Origin of the sequence: Bradyrhizobium sp. CCBAU 53340, assembly GCF_015291645.1 — a bacterium.
Classification (GTDB): Bacteria; Pseudomonadota; Alphaproteobacteria; order Rhizobiales; family Xanthobacteraceae; genus Bradyrhizobium.
In genome coordinates this window covers 3,969,920-3,987,111 of the sequence record NZ_CP030055.1, presented here as the reverse complement: position 1 = coordinate 3,987,111, position 17,192 = coordinate 3,969,920, and the positions used below count along the sequence as shown (strand labels likewise).

16 protein-coding genes are annotated in these 17,192 nt (G+C 62.9%); 12 read left to right on the top strand and 4 right to left on the bottom strand.

All coding sequences use genetic code 11. The features are described from left to right. Positions 1-52: 52 nt before the first annotated feature. The 4 genes from XH89_RS18945 (at position 53) to XH89_RS18930 (ending at position 5,567) form a co-directional block, all read left to right on the top strand. Positions 53-814 carry an outer membrane protein gene (locus XH89_RS18945; protein ID WP_194461984.1) on the top strand — a complete coding sequence of 254 codons (762 nt, stop codon included), beginning with the start codon at positions 53-55 and terminating at the stop codon, positions 812-814. Between the two features lie 234 nt (positions 815-1,048). Then, positions 1,049-1,711 carry an outer membrane protein gene (locus XH89_RS18940; protein ID WP_194461983.1) on the top strand — a complete coding sequence of 221 codons (663 nt, stop codon included), beginning with the start codon at positions 1,049-1,051 and terminating at the stop codon, positions 1,709-1,711. Positions 1,712-1,982: 271 nt separating this feature from the next. Beyond that, entirely contained in the window at positions 1,983-4,958 is a 2,976-nt protein-coding gene (gene uvrA, locus XH89_RS18935) for an excinuclease ABC subunit UvrA (protein WP_194461982.1), read from the top strand. Between the two features lie 45 nt (positions 4,959-5,003). Beyond that, complete coding sequence (locus tag XH89_RS18930) at positions 5,004-5,567, top strand: DinB family protein (protein WP_194461981.1); 564 nt, start codon at positions 5,004-5,006, stop codon at positions 5,565-5,567. A 6-nt stretch (positions 5,568-5,573) separates the two neighbouring features. On the opposite strand, the gene XH89_RS18925 is transcribed toward XH89_RS18930, so the two are convergent. Next, positions 5,574-6,110: an RNA 2'-phosphotransferase gene (locus tag XH89_RS18925; RefSeq protein WP_194461980.1), complete on the bottom strand. Its 537-nt coding sequence runs from the start codon at positions 6,108-6,110 to the stop codon at positions 5,574-5,576. Between the two features lie 73 nt (positions 6,111-6,183). Here XH89_RS18925 and XH89_RS18920 point away from each other — a divergent pair, with 73 nt between their 5' ends. From XH89_RS18920 to XH89_RS18900, 5 genes are all read left to right on the top strand, one after another. Continuing rightward, the gene (locus tag XH89_RS18920) at positions 6,184-6,516 is read left to right on the top strand and encodes a hypothetical protein (RefSeq protein WP_194461979.1); all 333 of its coding nucleotides are present in this window, start codon (positions 6,184-6,186) and stop codon (positions 6,514-6,516) included. A 161-nt stretch (positions 6,517-6,677) separates the two neighbouring features. Next, positions 6,678-7,313 carry an HAD-IA family hydrolase gene (locus XH89_RS18915; protein WP_194468543.1) on the top strand — a complete coding sequence of 212 codons (636 nt, stop codon included), beginning with the start codon at positions 6,678-6,680 and terminating at the stop codon, positions 7,311-7,313. A gap of 145 nt (positions 7,314-7,458) precedes the next feature. After that, positions 7,459-8,022: a hemerythrin domain-containing protein gene (locus XH89_RS18910; RefSeq protein ID WP_194461978.1), complete on the top strand. Its 564-nt coding sequence runs from the start codon at positions 7,459-7,461 to the stop codon at positions 8,020-8,022. 162 nt (positions 8,023-8,184) lie between these two features. Beyond that, positions 8,185-9,789, top strand: a complete 1,605-nt coding sequence (locus tag XH89_RS18905) for an IS1182 family transposase (protein ID WP_194461977.1) — start codon at positions 8,185-8,187, stop codon at positions 9,787-9,789. Between the two features lie 869 nt (positions 9,790-10,658). Next, positions 10,659-12,728, top strand: a complete 2,070-nt coding sequence (locus XH89_RS18900; protein ID WP_194461976.1) for a DUF1217 domain-containing protein — start codon at positions 10,659-10,661, stop codon at positions 12,726-12,728. Positions 12,729-12,787: 59 nt separating this feature from the next. Here XH89_RS18900 and XH89_RS18895 read toward each other — a convergent pair whose 3' ends face one another. The 3 genes from XH89_RS18895 to XH89_RS18885 form a co-directional block, all read right to left on the bottom strand. Beyond that, on the bottom strand, positions 12,788-13,648 hold the full coding sequence (locus XH89_RS18895; RefSeq protein WP_194461975.1) for a PCC domain-containing protein: 861 nt from the start codon (positions 13,646-13,648) through the stop codon (positions 12,788-12,790). 9 nt (positions 13,649-13,657) lie between these two features. Then, complete coding sequence (locus XH89_RS18890) at positions 13,658-15,265, bottom strand: acyl-CoA synthetase (protein ID WP_194461974.1); 1,608 nt, start codon at positions 15,263-15,265, stop codon at positions 13,658-13,660. A gap of 105 nt (positions 15,266-15,370) precedes the next feature. After that, complete coding sequence (locus XH89_RS18885) at positions 15,371-15,868, bottom strand: hypothetical protein (RefSeq protein ID WP_194461973.1); 498 nt, start codon at positions 15,866-15,868, stop codon at positions 15,371-15,373. Between the two features lie 94 nt (positions 15,869-15,962). Between XH89_RS18885 and XH89_RS18880 the strand changes: the two genes are divergently transcribed. From XH89_RS18880 to XH89_RS18870, 3 genes are all read left to right on the top strand, one after another. Beyond that, positions 15,963-16,277, top strand: a complete 315-nt coding sequence (locus tag XH89_RS18880) for a hypothetical protein (protein WP_194468542.1) — start codon at positions 15,963-15,965, stop codon at positions 16,275-16,277. 83 nt (positions 16,278-16,360) lie between these two features. After that, positions 16,361-16,876, top strand: coding sequence for a DUF3828 domain-containing protein (locus tag XH89_RS18875; protein ID WP_194461972.1), 516 nt, complete (start codon positions 16,361-16,363; stop codon positions 16,874-16,876). Between the two features lie 11 nt (positions 16,877-16,887). Next, positions 16,888-17,163, top strand: coding sequence for a GNAT family N-acetyltransferase (locus tag XH89_RS18870; RefSeq protein ID WP_194461971.1), 276 nt, complete (start codon positions 16,888-16,890; stop codon positions 17,161-17,163). Positions 17,164-17,192: the final 29 nt, after the last annotated feature.

Below are 17,192 nucleotides of genomic sequence, written 5' to 3'. Positions count from 1 at the left end.
GCCTGATTGACCGCTCGGGGACTCCAGGGCGGACAACACTGGGGAGACTGCAATGAAGAAAATTCTGTTCGCTACAATCGGAATCGTCGCGCTGTCTGCACCCGCCAGTGCAGCAGACCTTGCGGCACGTCCCTACACCAAGGCGCCGGCGCCGATGATTGCCACCATCTACGACTGGAGTGGTTTCTACATCGGCATCAACGGCGGCGGCGGATCCAGTCACAAGTGCTGGGACAACGTCGTCCTTGGCGGCGGCGCGTTCGTGGGTGGCGAGGGCTGCCACAACGCCACCGGCGGCACGGTCGGTGGCCAGATCGGTTATCGCTGGCAATCGGCCAATTGGGTGTTCGGGCTCGAAGGCCAGGGCAACTGGGCCGACTTCTCCGGCGACAACGTCAGCGTTCTCTTCCCCGCTCAGCGTAACCGCTCGAAGATCGATGCCTTCGGGCTGATCACAGGCCAGGTCGGCTATGCCTGGAACAACGTCTTGTTTTACGTGAAAGGCGGCGCCGCGGTGGTCGCCGACAAGTACAACATCTACACCGCGCCTGGCTTCGCTGGCGCCGGCACCCTGCTCGCCTCGGCCAGCGACAACCGCTGGGGCGGCACGGTTGGAGCCGGCCTTGAATTCGGCTTCGCGCCGAACTGGTCGGTTGGCGTCGAGTACGACCACATCTTCCTGGGGACTCGGACCCTCACCCTCAACTCACCGGCCGGCGCTCCATTCCAGACCGACCGGATCAGCCAGAATGTCGATATGGGCCTCGTCCGTCTCAACTATCGCTGGGGCGGCCCTGTTATCGCGAAGTACTGACTCCACTGAAATCATTGACGAATCGAAGGCCGGCCTCGTGCCGGCCTTTTTGCTGCGGGTTCCCTGAGGGAACTAAAGGTCAGCAACTATTACATTTTACGTCTGTTGTGACTTTTGGGAGACACAACTTACAGCTTTAGTGGTGTAAGGACGACATCAGTTGGACCAAAGCGTCCGATGTCCTTCCGACGCACGGAAGGCAAAACAGAAACTGGGACTGGGATTAGGTTGAAAATGAAAGAGATTTTGTTGGCTTCGGCCGCTTTGATCGCTCTGACCGGCGCCGCTTCGGCTGCCGACCTGGCGGCGCGCCCCTACACCAAGGCTCCGGTCGCCATGGCCTCGGTCTACAACTGGACCGGCTTCTACCTCGGTCTCGTCGGCGGCGGCGCCTGGGAAGATTCGAGCAGCCCGCGGATGCAGGGCGGCTTCGTCGGCGGCACCGCCGGCTACAACTGGCAGACCGGCAATGTCGTGTTCGGCATCGAGGCCGACGGCTCTTGGGCTGACGTCAGCGCCTCGGCGACGGACGCGACCACTGGCATCACCGCCGCCTCCAAGACCGACGCGCTGGGCACGGTCCGCGGCCGCATCGGCTACGCCGTCAACAACGTCCTGTTCTACGGCACCGGTGGTTACGCCTGGATCGACAACAAGATCACCCTCTCCGCGCTCGGCGTGAGCGTCTCCGACAGCAAGTTCCACTCCGGCTGGACCGTCGGCGCCGGCGTCGAAGCCTTCATCGCTCCGCAGTGGTCGATCAAGGGTGAATACCTCTATCGCAGCCTTGGCGGCGAGACCTACTTCGGCACCCTGCCGACCGGCACGCTCAACCTCCACACCGTGCAGCTCGGCGTGAACTATCACTTCAACGGCCCGGTTGTCGCCAAGTACTGAGATAAGTACTGAGCTTCGGCTCCAACGCCATCGCGTTACGAAAGGCCGGCCTCGCGCCGGCCTTTTTGTTTTCGCGCGGTGACTGGCTGCTGCCAAGTCCCGCCAGCGCACCAACAATCCGTTGACGATTCGCAAGTCCCACTGGAAATCCGTCTCCGTTCTTCCTACGTTCGCCTCACAACCCCATCGGCGCCGATCCCGGTTCCGGGCGAAGCGCGCCTGTACGTTGGCGCGATCGCGTCGCTTTTGGGACTCCTTGAGGGCAACTCGGATGGATGAAGTGATCAAGGCGAAGCGCCAACAGCAGAACGCGGGCTCGAGCCTGCGCGCAATTACGATCCGTGGCGCGCGCGAGCACAACCTCAAGAACATCGACGTCGAGATTCCCCGCGACAAGCTGGTGGTGTTCACCGGCCTCTCCGGTTCCGGCAAATCCTCGCTCGCCTTCGACACCATCTACGCCGAAGGCCAGCGCCGCTACGTCGAATCGCTGTCGGCCTATGCCCGTCAGTTCCTCGAGATGATGCAGAAGCCCGACGTCGACCAGATCGACGGCCTGTCGCCGGCGATCTCGATCGAGCAGAAGACGACCTCGAAGAACCCGCGCTCGACCGTCGGCACGGTCACCGAGATCTACGATTACATGCGCCTGCTCTGGGCGCGCGTCGGCGTGCCCTATTCGCCGGCCACGGGCTTGCCGATCGAGAGCCAGACCGTCTCGCAGATGGTCGACCGCGTGCTGGCGCTGCCCGAGGGCACCCGCCTCTATCTGCTGGCGCCGGTCGTGCGCGGCCGCAAAGGCGAGTACCGCAAGGAGCTCGCCGAATGGCTCAAGAAGGGCTTTCAGCGCGTCAAGATCGACGGCAGCTTCTATGAGCTCGCAGAAGCGCCGGCGCTCGACAAGAAATTCCCGCACGACATCGACGTCGTCGTCGACCGCATCGTGGTGCGCGCCGACATCGGCCAGCGCCTCGCCGAAAGCTTTGAGACCGCTCTGAAACTCGCCGAGGGCCTCGCGGTGGTCGAATTCGCCGACGCGCCGGCGGCAGCACCGGTCGAGGAGAAAAAGAAGACCGCAAAGATCCATGACAAGAGCGGGCCCGAGCGCATCCTGTTCTCGGAAAAGTTCGCCTGCCCCGTCTCCGGCTTCACGATCCCCGAGATCGAGCCGCGGCTGTTCTCGTTCAACAACCCCTATGGCGCCTGCCCGGCCTGCGGCGGCCTCGGCGTCGAGCAGCATGTCGACGAGGACCTCGTCATCCCCGACAAGGAGCTCGCCATCGGCAAGGGCGCGATCGCGCCCTGGGCCAAATCGTCGTCGCCCTATTACACGCAGACGCTGACGGCGCTCGGCAAGCACTATAAGTTCACGCTGACCACCAAGTGGAAGGATCTGCCGAAGAAGACGAGAGACGCGATCCTCCACGGCTCCGGCGAGGACGAGATCAAGTTCTCCTATGAGGACGGCGTCCGCTCCTACGACACCAAGAAGCCGTTCGAAGGCGTCATCACCAACATCAACCGCCGCTACCGCGAGACCGAGAGCGAGTGGGCGCGCGAGGAGCTCGCAAAGTACTTCCACGACGTGCCCTGCGGCGCCTGCAACGGCTTCCGGCTGAAGCCCGAGGCGCTCTGCGTCAAGGTCGGTGGCAAGCACATCGGTGAGATCTCCGAGCTGTCGGTGAAGGGTGCCGGCGCCTGGTTCGAGACCGTCCCTGGTGCGCTGAACGCGCAGCAGAACGAGATTGCCGGGCGCATTCTGAAAGAGATCCGCGAGCGCCTCACTTTCCTGCTCGACGTCGGCCTCAACTACCTCACTTTGTCCCGCTCCTCCGGCACGCTGTCCGGCGGCGAGAGCCAGCGCATCCGCCTGGCTTCGCAGATCGGCTCCGGCCTGACAGGCGTGCTCTACGTGCTGGACGAGCCCTCGATCGGCCTGCATCAGCGCGACAATGCGCGGCTGCTCGACACGCTGAAGCGGCTGCGCGACCTCGGCAACACCGTGGTCGTGGTCGAGCATGACGAGGACGCCATTCGTCTCGCCGACTACGTGCTCGACATCGGCCCCGGCGCCGGCATGCATGGCGGCAACATCGTCGCCGAAGGCTCGCCCGAACAGATCATGCGCAACCCGAAATCGCTCACCGGCAAGTACCTCACCGGCGAACTCGAGGTCGAGGTGCCGGAGCGGCGTCCGCCGAACCATCGCCGCACCATCAAGGTGGTGAACGCGCGCGGCAATAACCTCAAGAACGTCACCGCCGAGATCCCGCTCGGCCTGTTCACCGCCGTCACCGGCGTCTCCGGCGGCGGCAAATCGACGCTGCTGATCGATACGCTCTACAAGGCGATCGCACGCAAGCTCAACGGCGCCAGCGAAGGCGCCGCCCCGCACGATCGCATCGAGGGCCTGGAGCATATCGACAAGATCATCGACATCGACCAGTCGCCGATCGGCCGCACCCCGCGCTCGAACCCCGCGACCTACACCGGCGCCTTCACGCCGATCCGCGAGTGGTTCGCAGGGCTCCCCGAAGCCAAGGCGCGCGGCTACGAGCCGGGCCGCTTCTCCTTCAACGTCAAGGGCGGTCGCTGCGAGGCGTGCCAGGGCGACGGCGTCATCAAGATCGAGATGCACTTCCTGCCCGACGTCTACGTCACCTGCGACGTCTGCAAGGGCAAGCGCTACAACCGCGAGACGCTGGAGGTCCTGTTCAAGGGCAAGAGCATCGCCGACGTGCTCGACATGACCGTCGAGGAAGCCGCCGAATTCTTCAAGGCGGTGCCGCGCGTACGCGAGACGTTCCAGACCCTGCACCGCGTCGGCCTCGACTATATCCATGTCGGCCAGCAGGCGACGACGCTGTCGGGCGGCGAAGCCCAGCGCGTCAAGTTGGCAAAGGAGCTGTCAAAACGCGCCACCGGCCGTACGCTCTACATCCTGGACGAGCCGACCACCGGCCTGCACTTCCACGACGTCAAGAAACTGCTGGAGGTGCTGCACGAGCTGGTCGCTCAGGGCAACACGGTCGTCGTCATCGAGCACAATCTCGAAGTCATCAAGACCGCCGACTGGGTCATCGACCTCGGCCCCGAAGGCGGCGACGGCGGCGGCGAAATTGTCGCCTGGGGCCCGCCCGAGGACATCGTGAAAGCGCAGCGGAGCTACACGGGCAAGTTTTTGGAGCCGGTGCTGAAGAAGGCGCGGAAGCCGAAGCGAAGGAGCACGAGCGAGGCGGCGGAGTAGATTGCGGCCGTAGTCCGCCGACAGATCGGTCCACGGAGAATAGTTGTGTCCTCAGGACTCGTGCAGACCTATCGGTCGTTCGCCTACAACAATGCGTGGGCGAACCATCGCCTGCTCACCGCCTGTGCCGACCTTAGCCAGGCCGAGTTCGAAGCCCCGCGAACCGGCTTCTTCCCGAGCATTCGGCGCACGCTGAACCACGTCTACGTCATCGATCATTTCTACATCGACGCACTCGAGGGTGGCTGGCTCGGACCACGGGCCTGGGCAAACGAGGTGCCGTACTCCTCGCTTGCCGAACTGAAGGCAGCCCAGGCCGCCATGGACAAGCGCCTGCTTGCCATCTGCGATGCGCTGACACCAGAGCTTCTGGCCGGCGTTATCAGGATCAACCGCGACACATCCGTCCAGACCGAACGCCGCGACCGCCTGCTGATGCATCTGTTCCAGCACCAGATCCATCATCGTGGGCAAGCGCACGCCATGCTCTCCGAAACCTCGGTCGCGCCGCCTCAGCTCGATGAGTTCTTTGCCGAGGGAGAAGCCCCGCTTCGGGCCGCCGAGTTCGCCGAACTCGGCTGGACCGAGGAGACCATCTGGAAATCCTGACGTCAGCTACGCCAGAAACTCCGGCGGCACATGGTCGGTCAGCCACACGCCATTGTCCGCGCGAAAGAACTTGAATCCCTTGGCATGCATGCCGTCGGCATCAACCTTGAAGATATGCGGCTTGCCGTGGCGCTGACCGACACGCTCCGCCGTGGCCTCGTCGGAGGACAGATGCACCTGCTGGCGCGCCTGCGGCTTCAGGCCCTCGGACAGGATGGCTTCGACGAACCGGGTTGCCGTTCCGTGATACAGGACCGACGGCGGCTCCTGCGCCGCCAGGCCAAGTTCAACCGAGACGGAATGGCCTTGCGCAGCGCGAATGCGATGTGCATCGGCGGACAGTGAGAAACGCTTCTTGTCGCTCTCTGCGACGACACGCAGCAGATCGTCGCGACCAAACTCTGTGCCAGCGGCATTTGCCTTGGCGATCAGGTCGTCGGTACCGGCCCATCCCTGCGAATCCAGCACCAACCCGATCGCTTCCGGCTGGTGGCGCAGGACTAGGCTCAGAAATTTGCTGAGCTGGGTGTCATTGATCGGCATGGTTTTCCTTCCGGTCGCGCACCTCTACACTCAAGCGTGCGACAATGCCAGATGAGGCGATCTGGAGGTAGCGATGCCCAGCCGAACCTACCAACTCTTCCGCAACGCCATCCTCGCCCAGCAGCATGTGACCTGTGTCTATGAGGGCCGACATCGCGAGCTTTGCCCACATATCATCGGCACTGACAAGGGCGGTGAGGAAGCCGTGCTGGCCTGGCAATTTGGCGGCGAGAGTAGCGGACCGCTGCCGCAATGGCGATGCCTGAAGCTCGCCAACGTCCGTGGCGCCCGGGCGCGCGATGGTCGCTGGCACGAGGGCGGCTCGCATCGGACGACACAGACCTGCATCAAGGACATCGATCTCGACATCAATGTCCACGTCCGCAACCTGCGATCGGGAAGCTGAGCACCAATCAGGTATGGCTAGTTATGCGCAGATCGCGAATGCGCGGGCGTCCAGGCATAGGTTGCGGGTTAACCGTAATTCTTGCCAGTAGCTCCGACATCTGCCACCTCTTCGAACACAATATAGCATCTGTCAGCGTGTCGCCCGCAGTGTCCCTCCTCATGCCCTACTCCCTCGCCATCTTCGACCTCGACGGCACCCTCGTCGACAGCTTCCCCTGGTTCCTGCGCACCATCAACGACGTCGCCGACCGCTTCGACTTTCGGCGCGTGCGGGATGAGGATATCGAAGGGCTGCGGCACGCCTCGACGCGCGAGATCCTCACGCAGCTCGAGGTGCCCGTCTGGAAGCTGCCGGCGATCGCGCGACATGCACGGCGGCTGAAAGGAGAAGCGGCAGCGGAGATTTCGCTGTTTGCGGGCACTGACGCGATGCTGCGAACCCTGACTGAGAACGGGGTGCAGCTCGCACTGGTGACGTCGGACAGCGAGGCCAACGCGCGGCAAAAGCTCGGCGCATCGGCCGCGCTATTCCGGTATTTCGACTGCGCGGCTTCGGTGTTCGGCAAGCCCGCGAAATTCCGCCGCGTGATCCGCCGCGCCGGCGTCAGCCCGGAAAACGTCATCTCCATCGGCGACGAGGTTCGCGATATCGAGGCGGCGCGTGCGGTGGGGATTGCCTGCGGTGCGGTGTGCTGGGGCTACGCAGCACCGGCGGCGCTGCGGGCGCAATCACCCGATGTTGTCTTTGATCGAATTGGGGACATTGTCCCTGCCCTGTGCGCCAGCAATCGCTGACGCGACGCAGCACAAACCCAGCGTCGCGGGTTGCCGCGCGAAGGGAAGATCGGCTGGCATCATTTCTTCCAGGTTTGATCCAGCGCAATGCTGCGCCCGTTCTTTGCCCCAATCTTTCCAACGGCCCATCATATGGATCACGACCATGATCATGGAGCTGCTTAACCGGGAGCACCGCAACATCGAGCGATTGCTCACTGTGCTCGAACACGAACTTGAGGTCTTCGATCGCGCCGACCGACCCGACTACGAGGTGATCCGCGCCATCATCGCCTATTTCGAAGTCTATACGGCGATGTACCACCATCCCCAGGAAGACCGCGTCTTCGCCAAGCTCAGGCTTCGCGATCCCAAGGCCGCCGCAAAAGTCGGCGACCTCGCACAGGACCACAAGAAAGGCGCCGAGCGGTTACATCGGGTGGCGCAGGCGGTGGACGGCGTCCTTGCCGGCCGCGAGGTGCTGCGCCAGGACGTGGACAAGATCGTCCGCGATTTCCTGGAGCATGAACGGCGCCACATCGCCATGGAGGACCGCGATTTCTTCCCCGCCGCAGCAAATGCCTTGCAACCTCGGGATTGGACCGAAATCGCCGACGCCTTGTCTCCCCATAAGGACCCGCTGTTCAGCGATGCCACGGAAACGCGGTTCGACGCGCTGCGGGCCCATATCCTGAATTTGGAGCAGGAGGCAGAAGCGGCCCGGCATTAGCGATCGTAAGACCGTAACGTGGGTTACATGGTCGGCTACTGGGGAGACCGCTTCGTGGCCGTGGCGTGGCCGCCGCGCAGCTCGCGACCTACAAGCCCTTGCGTTGCCCGTCGAGGCTGAGCAAGAACGTTGGATCTCAGGAGTTGATGTAGGATTCGTCTTATGGCGAATCGCACATTCAAGACCGGAGAGAGCCGGGAGCAACCCAGTCTGCTTCCCGCTCGGATTGAGGACTATGTCGGGCCGGACAATCCGGTCCGGGCGATCGAGAGCTTCGTTCATGTCCTCGACCTTGCCAAACTCGGCTTTCGCCATGCGGGCCGCAAGGCTGAAGGGGCCGGCCAGCCGCCGTACGATCCGGCCGATCTGCTGAAGCTCTACCTTTACGGCTACATCAACCAAATCAGGTCGTCGCGTCGGTTAGAGCGGGAGGCCTGCCGCAATCTGGAACTAATCTGGCTTCTGAAGAATCTGAAGCCGGGTTATCGGACGATCGGCAACTTCCGCAAAGAGAACTGGGCGGCTCTGAAGGCGGCCAACCGCAGCTTCGTGCTGCTGATGCGCGAGCTCGGTCTTGTCGGCGGCAGCGTTGTTGCGATTGACGGCTCGTTCTTCCATGGCAACGCCAGCAAGGCCAGCATCTTTACGCGCAAGAGGCTTGCCGATCAGATCGCAAAGCTGGACCAGGAGATCGAGGCTTACGGCAAGTCTCTTGAGGACAATGATGCCGCGGAAGCCAAGAAGCCGGGCAAGGATGGGGCTGATGGCGGCGACGGAGATGGTGGCGACATCGGCGAGAAGGTTGCGGCGCTGATGACAAAGCGCTCGCGCGCCCAAGCCGATCTTGTTCGGTTGGAAGAGAATGACCAGACGCAGCTGTCCCTGACAGATCCGGATGCCCGGCTTCTGGTCAAGAGCGGCCAAGGGGTTGCAGGCTACAATGTGCAGACCGCAGTCGACGACAAGCACAAGCTCATTGTCGCCAGCGAGGTGGTGAACGACAGCAGCGATGTCGGCCAGCTACATGCACTGGCCGTAGCGGCAAAGGAGTCCCTTGAGGTCAAGGCCCTGCAGGCGCTGGCAGATGAGGGCTATTACAGCAGTCGCGAACTGAAGGCCTGTGAGGACGATGGCATCACGGCCTATGTTCCGGTGCCGGAGGGCAACGCCCGGCTCGAGAAGCAAGGCCGCTTCGCCCTCAAGGACTTCAACTATGATGGCGCATCCGACACCTACCGTTGTCCCGCCGGCCATCAGCTACATCCGATGAAGAGCAGGCAGAAGAACACCAGTGGCCGCATCGAGATCCGCTACGCGGCGCGCGGAGCGACCTGCAAGACCTGCCCACTCAAGGTCTGTTGCCTCGCGTCGAACGCGACCAACCGGACGATCGGTCGCTGGGAGCATGAAGACGTTCTTGAACGTCACCGCGCGCGGATGCAGGGCGCAGGCGAGCTGATGCGCCGTCGTTCGGGGATTGTCGAGCATCCGTTTGGCACGCTCAAATGCCGTGCCGGCTACCGTCATTTCCTGGTCCGCGGTTTCGACAAGGTCCGCGGCGAGTGGAGCCTGATGGCGCTCTGCTACAACTTCACACGCGTGCTCAACATCCTTGGGTTCGACGCGTTTCTGGCTGCGCTGGCAAAGACGCTCGCTCCTTGCCGATCCACCCTCGCAGCCCTGCTGAAGGGCATCCAGGTTGCTCTAGGGGCCTTCTGGGCCAATATACAGCCACGGCTAGCAATCGGCCGGTTCGCTCCGGCCTGAGGGCGCCAACGACCAATTCTTGCCCAGCCTCGACGGGCAAAACACGCCATACCATGGGCAATGCTTCCGCCCCAAATATTTCGCTTTACGCGAATTCGGAAATACATCATATTCCCGACATCCCAGCCCGGCCGAGGGGCGCTATCGCGATCGTCACGACACGCGGGATGGGACGTGGTGGACGCGGACCGCATTGGCGCGAAGGTGGTTGCAGGGCGGGTCACACCGTGAGCGAACACCCCGCGCAAACGACCGGTGCGGCCTGCGTACGGCAAAATCGCGTGGTCCTGGCGCCCGGAGTCTGTGCGCCAAGTCTTGCGGTGACGCGTGTGGTCCGACCGGGTCCGCGCGTCGGCCATCTGCAAGGCGACGGGGGCAATAGTGCATCGCTCCCCGGGGAGATCGCGACATAAGCCGTCAACCCACTGCGCAGGGAACGGCCGGGATGTCTGGGCTGCCCTGTATGCCGCTGTGCAGCCTCTTGTAGCGCAACCTTCGCACAGTGGACCGCGGGTGCCAGCCAGCGCCCGGCCTTCCCTGCGCCCTCGGCACTTTCGAGGGCGGCAACTGCCGCAAAGCTCGGGCGCGATGTGCCGCGAGGACGCAAAAGTGCGTCCGCGATTTCAAATACCCGAATTCAAATGACTATGCGACGAAGCTTGCGCGAGGCTGTCTATTGCGCGGGGCTTGCGATGCGGCGCTTCGACGCAAGAAATACCTCAGGTTGTTGCTCAGAATCGCAGTAATGAATTGAAACAATGCTTCTGTCTGCTGGCATGAGGCCAGTCTTCTGCCTTGCGACCCGGCAATGATTGACGGACGTCCAGGAGTCCACCGACGAAGTCCGGCCAAGCCGTCAGGAATTCCCCATGGTGTCCACCTATTTCACCTACAGCTACGTCGCGCGCAATCTCGCACAATCCCTGACACGGGTGGCGCAGCAATCGGACGTATCGCGCGAAGCCGCCTACTACAAAGCCAATATCGGCAAGGTGCACACCGCCGACGATTTGATGAATGATTACCGGCTGTATCACTACGTCACGAAAGCTTATGGCCTGGAAGACATGGCCTACGCCAAGGCTTTCATGAAAAAGGTGCTGCAGAGCAACCTCTCGGATCCCAAGAGCTTTGCCAATACGCTGATCGACAAGCGCTACCGGGACTTTGCCGCGGCCTTTTCCTTCGGTGGCGGTGAAGCCAAGGTTGCGCAATCGGACAACCAGACTGACGACATGATCGGGCTGTACACGGCAGCCATGAAGAGCAATGTCGACGCAATCGCCGCCGACACGAAATACTACAATGCCAAGATCGGCAACGTGAGCAGTGCCGACCAGCTTCTCAACGACGATCGTCTTCGCAACTATGTCGCTTCGGCATTCGGGATCGATCAAGGCAAATGGTCCCGCGACACGATCAAGCAGGTCTTGTCCAGCGATCCATCCGATCCGAACAGCTATGTCAACGTCACCTTCGCTTCAAAGCTGGATGGCCTCAACGCCCAGCTTAGCCAGGCCAAATCGGATGCAACCGACGCCAGTGCGAATATCTCCGACGACACGGCACAGCTGTCGCAGCCTGGCGCTGATGTCGATCAGTTGAAGGTCCAGATATTGGTCGAAAAATATCGCCTTCAGTCGGCCACGAGCACCATATCCAGCACCAATGACGCCATCGCGACGACCAGCCGGTTCATGGATCTGGCCGGCGCATTCGAATTTTCTGCCGACGGGTCGCTTCCCTCGGGGACACCGGCGCAGACCGCTGCAAGCCTCGCAAACACGAACAAGAATTTCGACGACAGCAAGTCAGCCGTCTATGCGGCGGCAAGCCCGTTGCAGGAAGCCCTGGTCATTGGACAGTTCAGAAAAACCATCCCCAACGTGACGACGCTCCAGGCGCTGATGTCCAATCCAACCGCCTACAATTTTGCGCTTGCAGCCGTCGGCCTCGATCCCACGCAAGTTTCTCAATCCACCGTGAAGGCCGTTCTCGAGAGCGACCTCAACGATCCCAAAAGTTACGTCTATACGCTCAAGGACGATCGATACGTCAAGCTCGCGCGCGCGTTCAACTTTGACGCCAAGGGCAATCTGGCGATGCCCCTGGCGGCGCAGGGGCCGGCCGAGATTCTCGACATCGCCAGGAATTACGTCGTTGGCAAGCTGAAGTTTGCAAGCCCGCACGACCAAGCGAAAATCAAGGCTCAAGCCCAGAAGGACGCCTCGGACTATCAACAGGCGATCGGCGGCATCAAGAGCGCTTCCGATTTGCTCGCGAACAGGAAGCTGATTGACTTCGTTCTTGTCGCCAGGGGCCTGGACCCTGCGAAAGTGAGCACCGCCGATCTCAAGAAGATCTTCGCCTCCGATCTGAACGATCCCAAGAGTTTCGCAAACACGCAGAGCGATCCCCGCTTTGCCGAGATCGCGGCGTCGTTCAATTTCGACAGCAAGGGCAACGTCGCGCGTCTTCCGATGATGGGACCGCAAAAGCGCGATCAGTTCCTGGCAACGCAGAAGGACTATCTCCAGCAAAGCCTGGAGCAGCAGCAGGGCGATACTAATGCCGGCGTGCGTCTGGCCCTGTATTTCCAGCGCATGGCCGGACACATCACGTCGGCTTACGACATTCTTGCCGACAAGGCTCTTTCGGAAGTGTTTCGAACCACGTTCGATCTGCCTGACCAGATGGCTTCGATGCAGATCGACCAGCAAGCCAAGATCGTGGAGAAATATCTCAATCTTAAGGATCTCAGCGACCCCGCGAAAGTTTCGAAACTGCTCAGCCGCTTCTCGGCCATGTATGACGTGAAGAACGCCAGTCAGACCTACTCGCCGGTGCTCGACCTCTTCCAGGGATCGAGTTCGGGGACATCGGGCTTCAGTGACTCGACATACCTCGCCATGGCCAAGATGCGTGCCAATCCCTGGTGAACGTTGGCCGGGACGACATGGAGCGTGGATGAAGAGGCGACGCAAGCCGCGGCCGTGCTCTAGTCCAAAACCTCCAGCACCAGCTCCATGGTCATCAGCACGGGATTGTCGCCGCGAACCAGGCGGCCCTCGGCGATACCGCCGGTGTAGTCGATCAGGGCGACGTCGAGCGCGGCTGCCAGCGCACCGGACGGATCAGGCGCGATCATCCCGGCGGTGATTGCAAGCTCGGTGGCGAACGGCTCGGTCAGGCCGCCATGGGTGAAGCGCGCGCCGATGGTCGAGCCGACCCCGCCGTGGATTCTTGCGCGCGCAATGCCGTGCACCTTGCAGAAGGCTTCGAGACAGCCAGCAAAGTCCTGGTTGGGGCGCAGCCGCAGCGCGAAGGCGCGGCAAGTCGCGCGCGCTCCGGTGCTCGCCGCGGCGACCGGCCCGAACAGCTTGAAGTTGGTCTCGGGATCGGCCTCCGCCGTGAACATCGCGCCATCGATGCCGAAGGCCTGAACCTCGAACGGCTCGGCGACGACAGTTTCATCCGGCAGCATGTGGCCCCCGCTCGTCTTGCCGTCGGCTTCGGTCCACAGCCCGTGGCAGTGAAAGAACGGCGCACCATCCCGCATGCCCAACGTCATGCTGCCGAGCTTGGTGTGCGTCACGCCGGCGGGCCGATAGGTGTCGCTGTAGAACGCCGCATTCTCGCCGGTCTTCGACAGCGCCGGCATCACATAGCCGAACGGCCCGAGCGCGCCTTGGCCGAAAGTCAGCACGCCGCCGGCAAAACCTTCCGCGGCAAAGCCGCGGCGCGCGGCTTCGAGCAGCGGCAGACCCGCTTCAAGCGTGAACGCACAAGCGCGTCCCCTCGCCTCCACCCATTGGATGCGCTCGGTGACGGGCGCGCCCGGCTGCCTGATGCTGCGCATGACCCGCGCTCAGCTTGTCTTGGTCTTGTCGAGATCGAGCAGGCCGCGTGCCTCGAGCTCGTCGCGCACCATGCGCTTCGGCACCTTGCCATAGCCGGATTTGGGCAGCGCCTCCCAGAAGAAGAACCGCTTCGGCATCTTGTAGCGCGGCACCTTCGGCGACAGGAATGCCGCCATCTCGGCTTCACTCACCGGCTTCTCACCCTCGCGCGCGACGCAGACGGCCACACCGACCTCGCCCCAGGTCGCATCGGGCACGCCGAGTACGGCGACCTCGCCGATCGTGGGATGGGTCAGGATCTTCTCCTCGATCTCGCGCGGATAGATGTTGGAGCCGCCGGAGATGTACATGTCGGAGGCACGTCCCGTGATGTAGACGAACCCCTCCTCGTCCATGTGGCCGAGATCGCCGGTGCGGAACCAGCCGTTGCGAAACGCCTTCGCATTGGCATCGGGGTTGTCATAGTAGCCCGCGAGCACGGCCGGTCCGATCACACAGATTTCGCCGCTCTGGTTCGCCCCAAGCTCGCGGCCCTCGTCGTCCTGGATCGAGACCTGCATGCCCGTGCGCTCGAAGCCGCAGGTGCCGATCTTGGCGTGCGGTCCGTCCTCGGGATCATGCAATGCCGCCGGCAGCACGGTGATGTTGCCGGTAACCTCGCCCAAGCCAAAATACTGCACGATGACCTTGCCGAGTTTCCTCAGCGCGGCCTTCTGGTCCTCGCGATACATCGGCGCGCCGGCATAGATGACGTGGCGCAGCGAGGAATGATCGTATTTGTCGACGGCGGGATGCTCGACCATCATCTTGAGGATCGTCGGCACTGTGAAGAGATTGCCGACGCGATGCGTCTCGATCAGACGGAATGCCTCGTCGATATCGAATTTCTCGGTCGGCAGCAGCACGGTGCAGACGCCGCGCGCGGTCTGCACCAGCTGATGCACGCCTGCGCCGTGGGACAGCGGCGCCACCACCAGCGAGGCGTCCGCTTCCGTCACGCCGGGGGTGAGATCGGCCAGATGGTTGGTGACCACAAACCCCATCTGGCCGTGGGTCAGCACCGCGGCCTTGGAGCGGCCCGTGGTGCCCGAGGTGAAGAAGAACCAGCAGGGATCGTCATGCTCGACCGCAACGTTCTCGACCGCCTGGCCTGCATGCGAAGCAATGGCTTCGGCCACCGAGCGCTCGCCGAAGGAGGACTTGCCGTCGATGCTCCAAGTGAATTCCAGCACGCCGCCCTTCGCGGCCGCCGCATGTTCAGGGAAATCGACGTGGCACAGGAACGCCTTCGCGCCCGAGGCCTGGGCGAGATAGGCGACCTCATCGGGCATCAGGCGGAAATTGGTGGGCACCCAGACCGCCCCGAGCCGGAACGCCGCGAACATCGAAAGGAACATCTCGTCGCCATTCTTGGAATGGACGAGGATGCGGTCACCCTTGGCGATCCCGCGCGCGGCGAGCGCTGCCGCGAGCGCCGAGGCCTGCGCATCGATCTGGCGCCAGGTCCAGGACTTGTCGCCCCAGACGAAACCACGCCGCGATCCATGCCGCCGCGCATTCTGGGTCAGCATGTAAGCGAGATTCATGACGCGGCGGGACATGCGGAGCGGCTGCATCGGGCTTCCTCTTCGGCGGCAGGCGGCACGCAAGCCACCCGCTCATTGCAACCCATTTATCGCCATCGGCCACAGCGTAGCAAGACCGCCGTCCGCACACCTGCCCTACGGCTGCTTGAACGTGAAAGGCGTCGCCGTAATCGCCCTTTCCTTGACGCAGGCCTGCGCGCCGAAGCCGCCGCAATAGCTGCCATGCAAGTCGAACCGGATGACGCGCGCCGCCCCACGCTTCATCGACGGCGCCACGATGCTGTAGCTGCGGACATAGCCGTCGAACACCGTGCGAACGCTGCCGTCGGGCCGCGTCACCAGGATGTCCAGCACGCAACCGCCGGTTCCGCAATAGGTGCCCTCGCGCTCGCCACACTTGGTATCGCGGAAATCGACGATGTAGTCGTCGCGACCGTCTCCGGTCAGATCGACCTTGCGCACCGTGTCGGGTACGAACGTCACAGCACCGCCGCCCTGGCTGTCGCATTCCTCATTGGCATAGCGCAGCGCCTTCTGCACGGCGAGCGGATAGCCGGCGGGATCAAACGGCTTCGCCTCATCTGCATGTGCGGCGACGACGAGCAGAGCGAACAGGAGGATCAGATAGCGCATGCGCTTTGGTCGCCGGCGCGACCGCAATCGTTCAGGGATTTTTAAACATGATCGGCGCAACGTTCGTCAGTTCTCGCGTACAGAGTGCCGCATCATGGTCAAAGCGTCCGCCTTCCTCCTGCTGTCGCTCGCGCTTGCCGGATGTGCCGTCGCGCCGCAAGCCCGTCTTGCCTCCGATCCCGCCTTCAGGCCCGCGCGATACGCCTGGGATGGCGCCGGCGGCGAGGATCCCAATCAGCGGCGTGCCGCCGAGCCATCGCGGGCAACGCACATCGCTGCCCGGCCCGAGTCCGACGAAATCGACGCAGACCAGGACGCCAAGGTCAACCGATCGCTGGTCATCTGCCAAGGCTGCCTGCGCCCCAAACCACAGCCGGAAGATTCGCGGCTTGCCAAGGCGGCGGATTGAACCGAACGGCGTCTCGAGCGGTCTACTAGATACCACGCCGATCGGCTATCCGGCCTATGGTACCATCATCTCATGGACGATCCATGCTCACCCGTCGCAGCTTCGTCGCAATCTCCCTTCTTGCCGGAATCCGCCCCACCCTCGCCCAGGCTCCAGCGCCGGCCGATCCCGCAGCCATCCTGACCGCGATCTACACCCGTGCCGCCAAAGGCAAAGGCGACGGCGGCGCGGCCTTCGTCACCGAGAACAAGGCGGCAAAGACCAAATATCTCTCCAAGGCGCTGGTCACGTTGTGGGCCAAGGCGGATGCGCATACGCCGAAGGGCGACGTCGGGCCGATCGATTTCGATCCTGTCACCAATTCGCAGGAACCCGACGTGAAGTCGTTCAAGATTGACGCCGAGAAGACTGAGGCCGACAAGGCGACGCTCGCGGTGACCATCACCGGCCACCGCAACGACCGCAAACCCGCAGACCAGGTCGTGCGTTACGACTTCGTGCGCGAGGCCGACAGCTGGAAGATCGACGACATCAAGGGCTCCTCCGACGGCGAAGCCTGGTCGATCCGCAAGATGCTGACGGATGCGCTGAAAAGCTGACCGGAGACATCATGAGCGACGTCATCAACAACAAGGCGCATCACCGCTACGAGCTGGAGGTAGAGGGCTATGTAGCGACCGAGCATTACAAGCTCGACGGCAATGTCATCACCTTTGAACATACCGAGGTGCCGAAGGAGCTCGGCGGCAAAGGCGTCGGCTCAAGGCTGGTGCAAGGCGCGCTCGACCAGGTCCGCGCCAGCGGCCTGAAGCTGATCCCGCAATGCCCGTTCGTGAAGGCGTGGATCGAGAAGCATCCGGACTATCAGGACCTCGTGAAGAGATGAGAGCGCAGGCCCGCCGCGCCCGTAGCGTG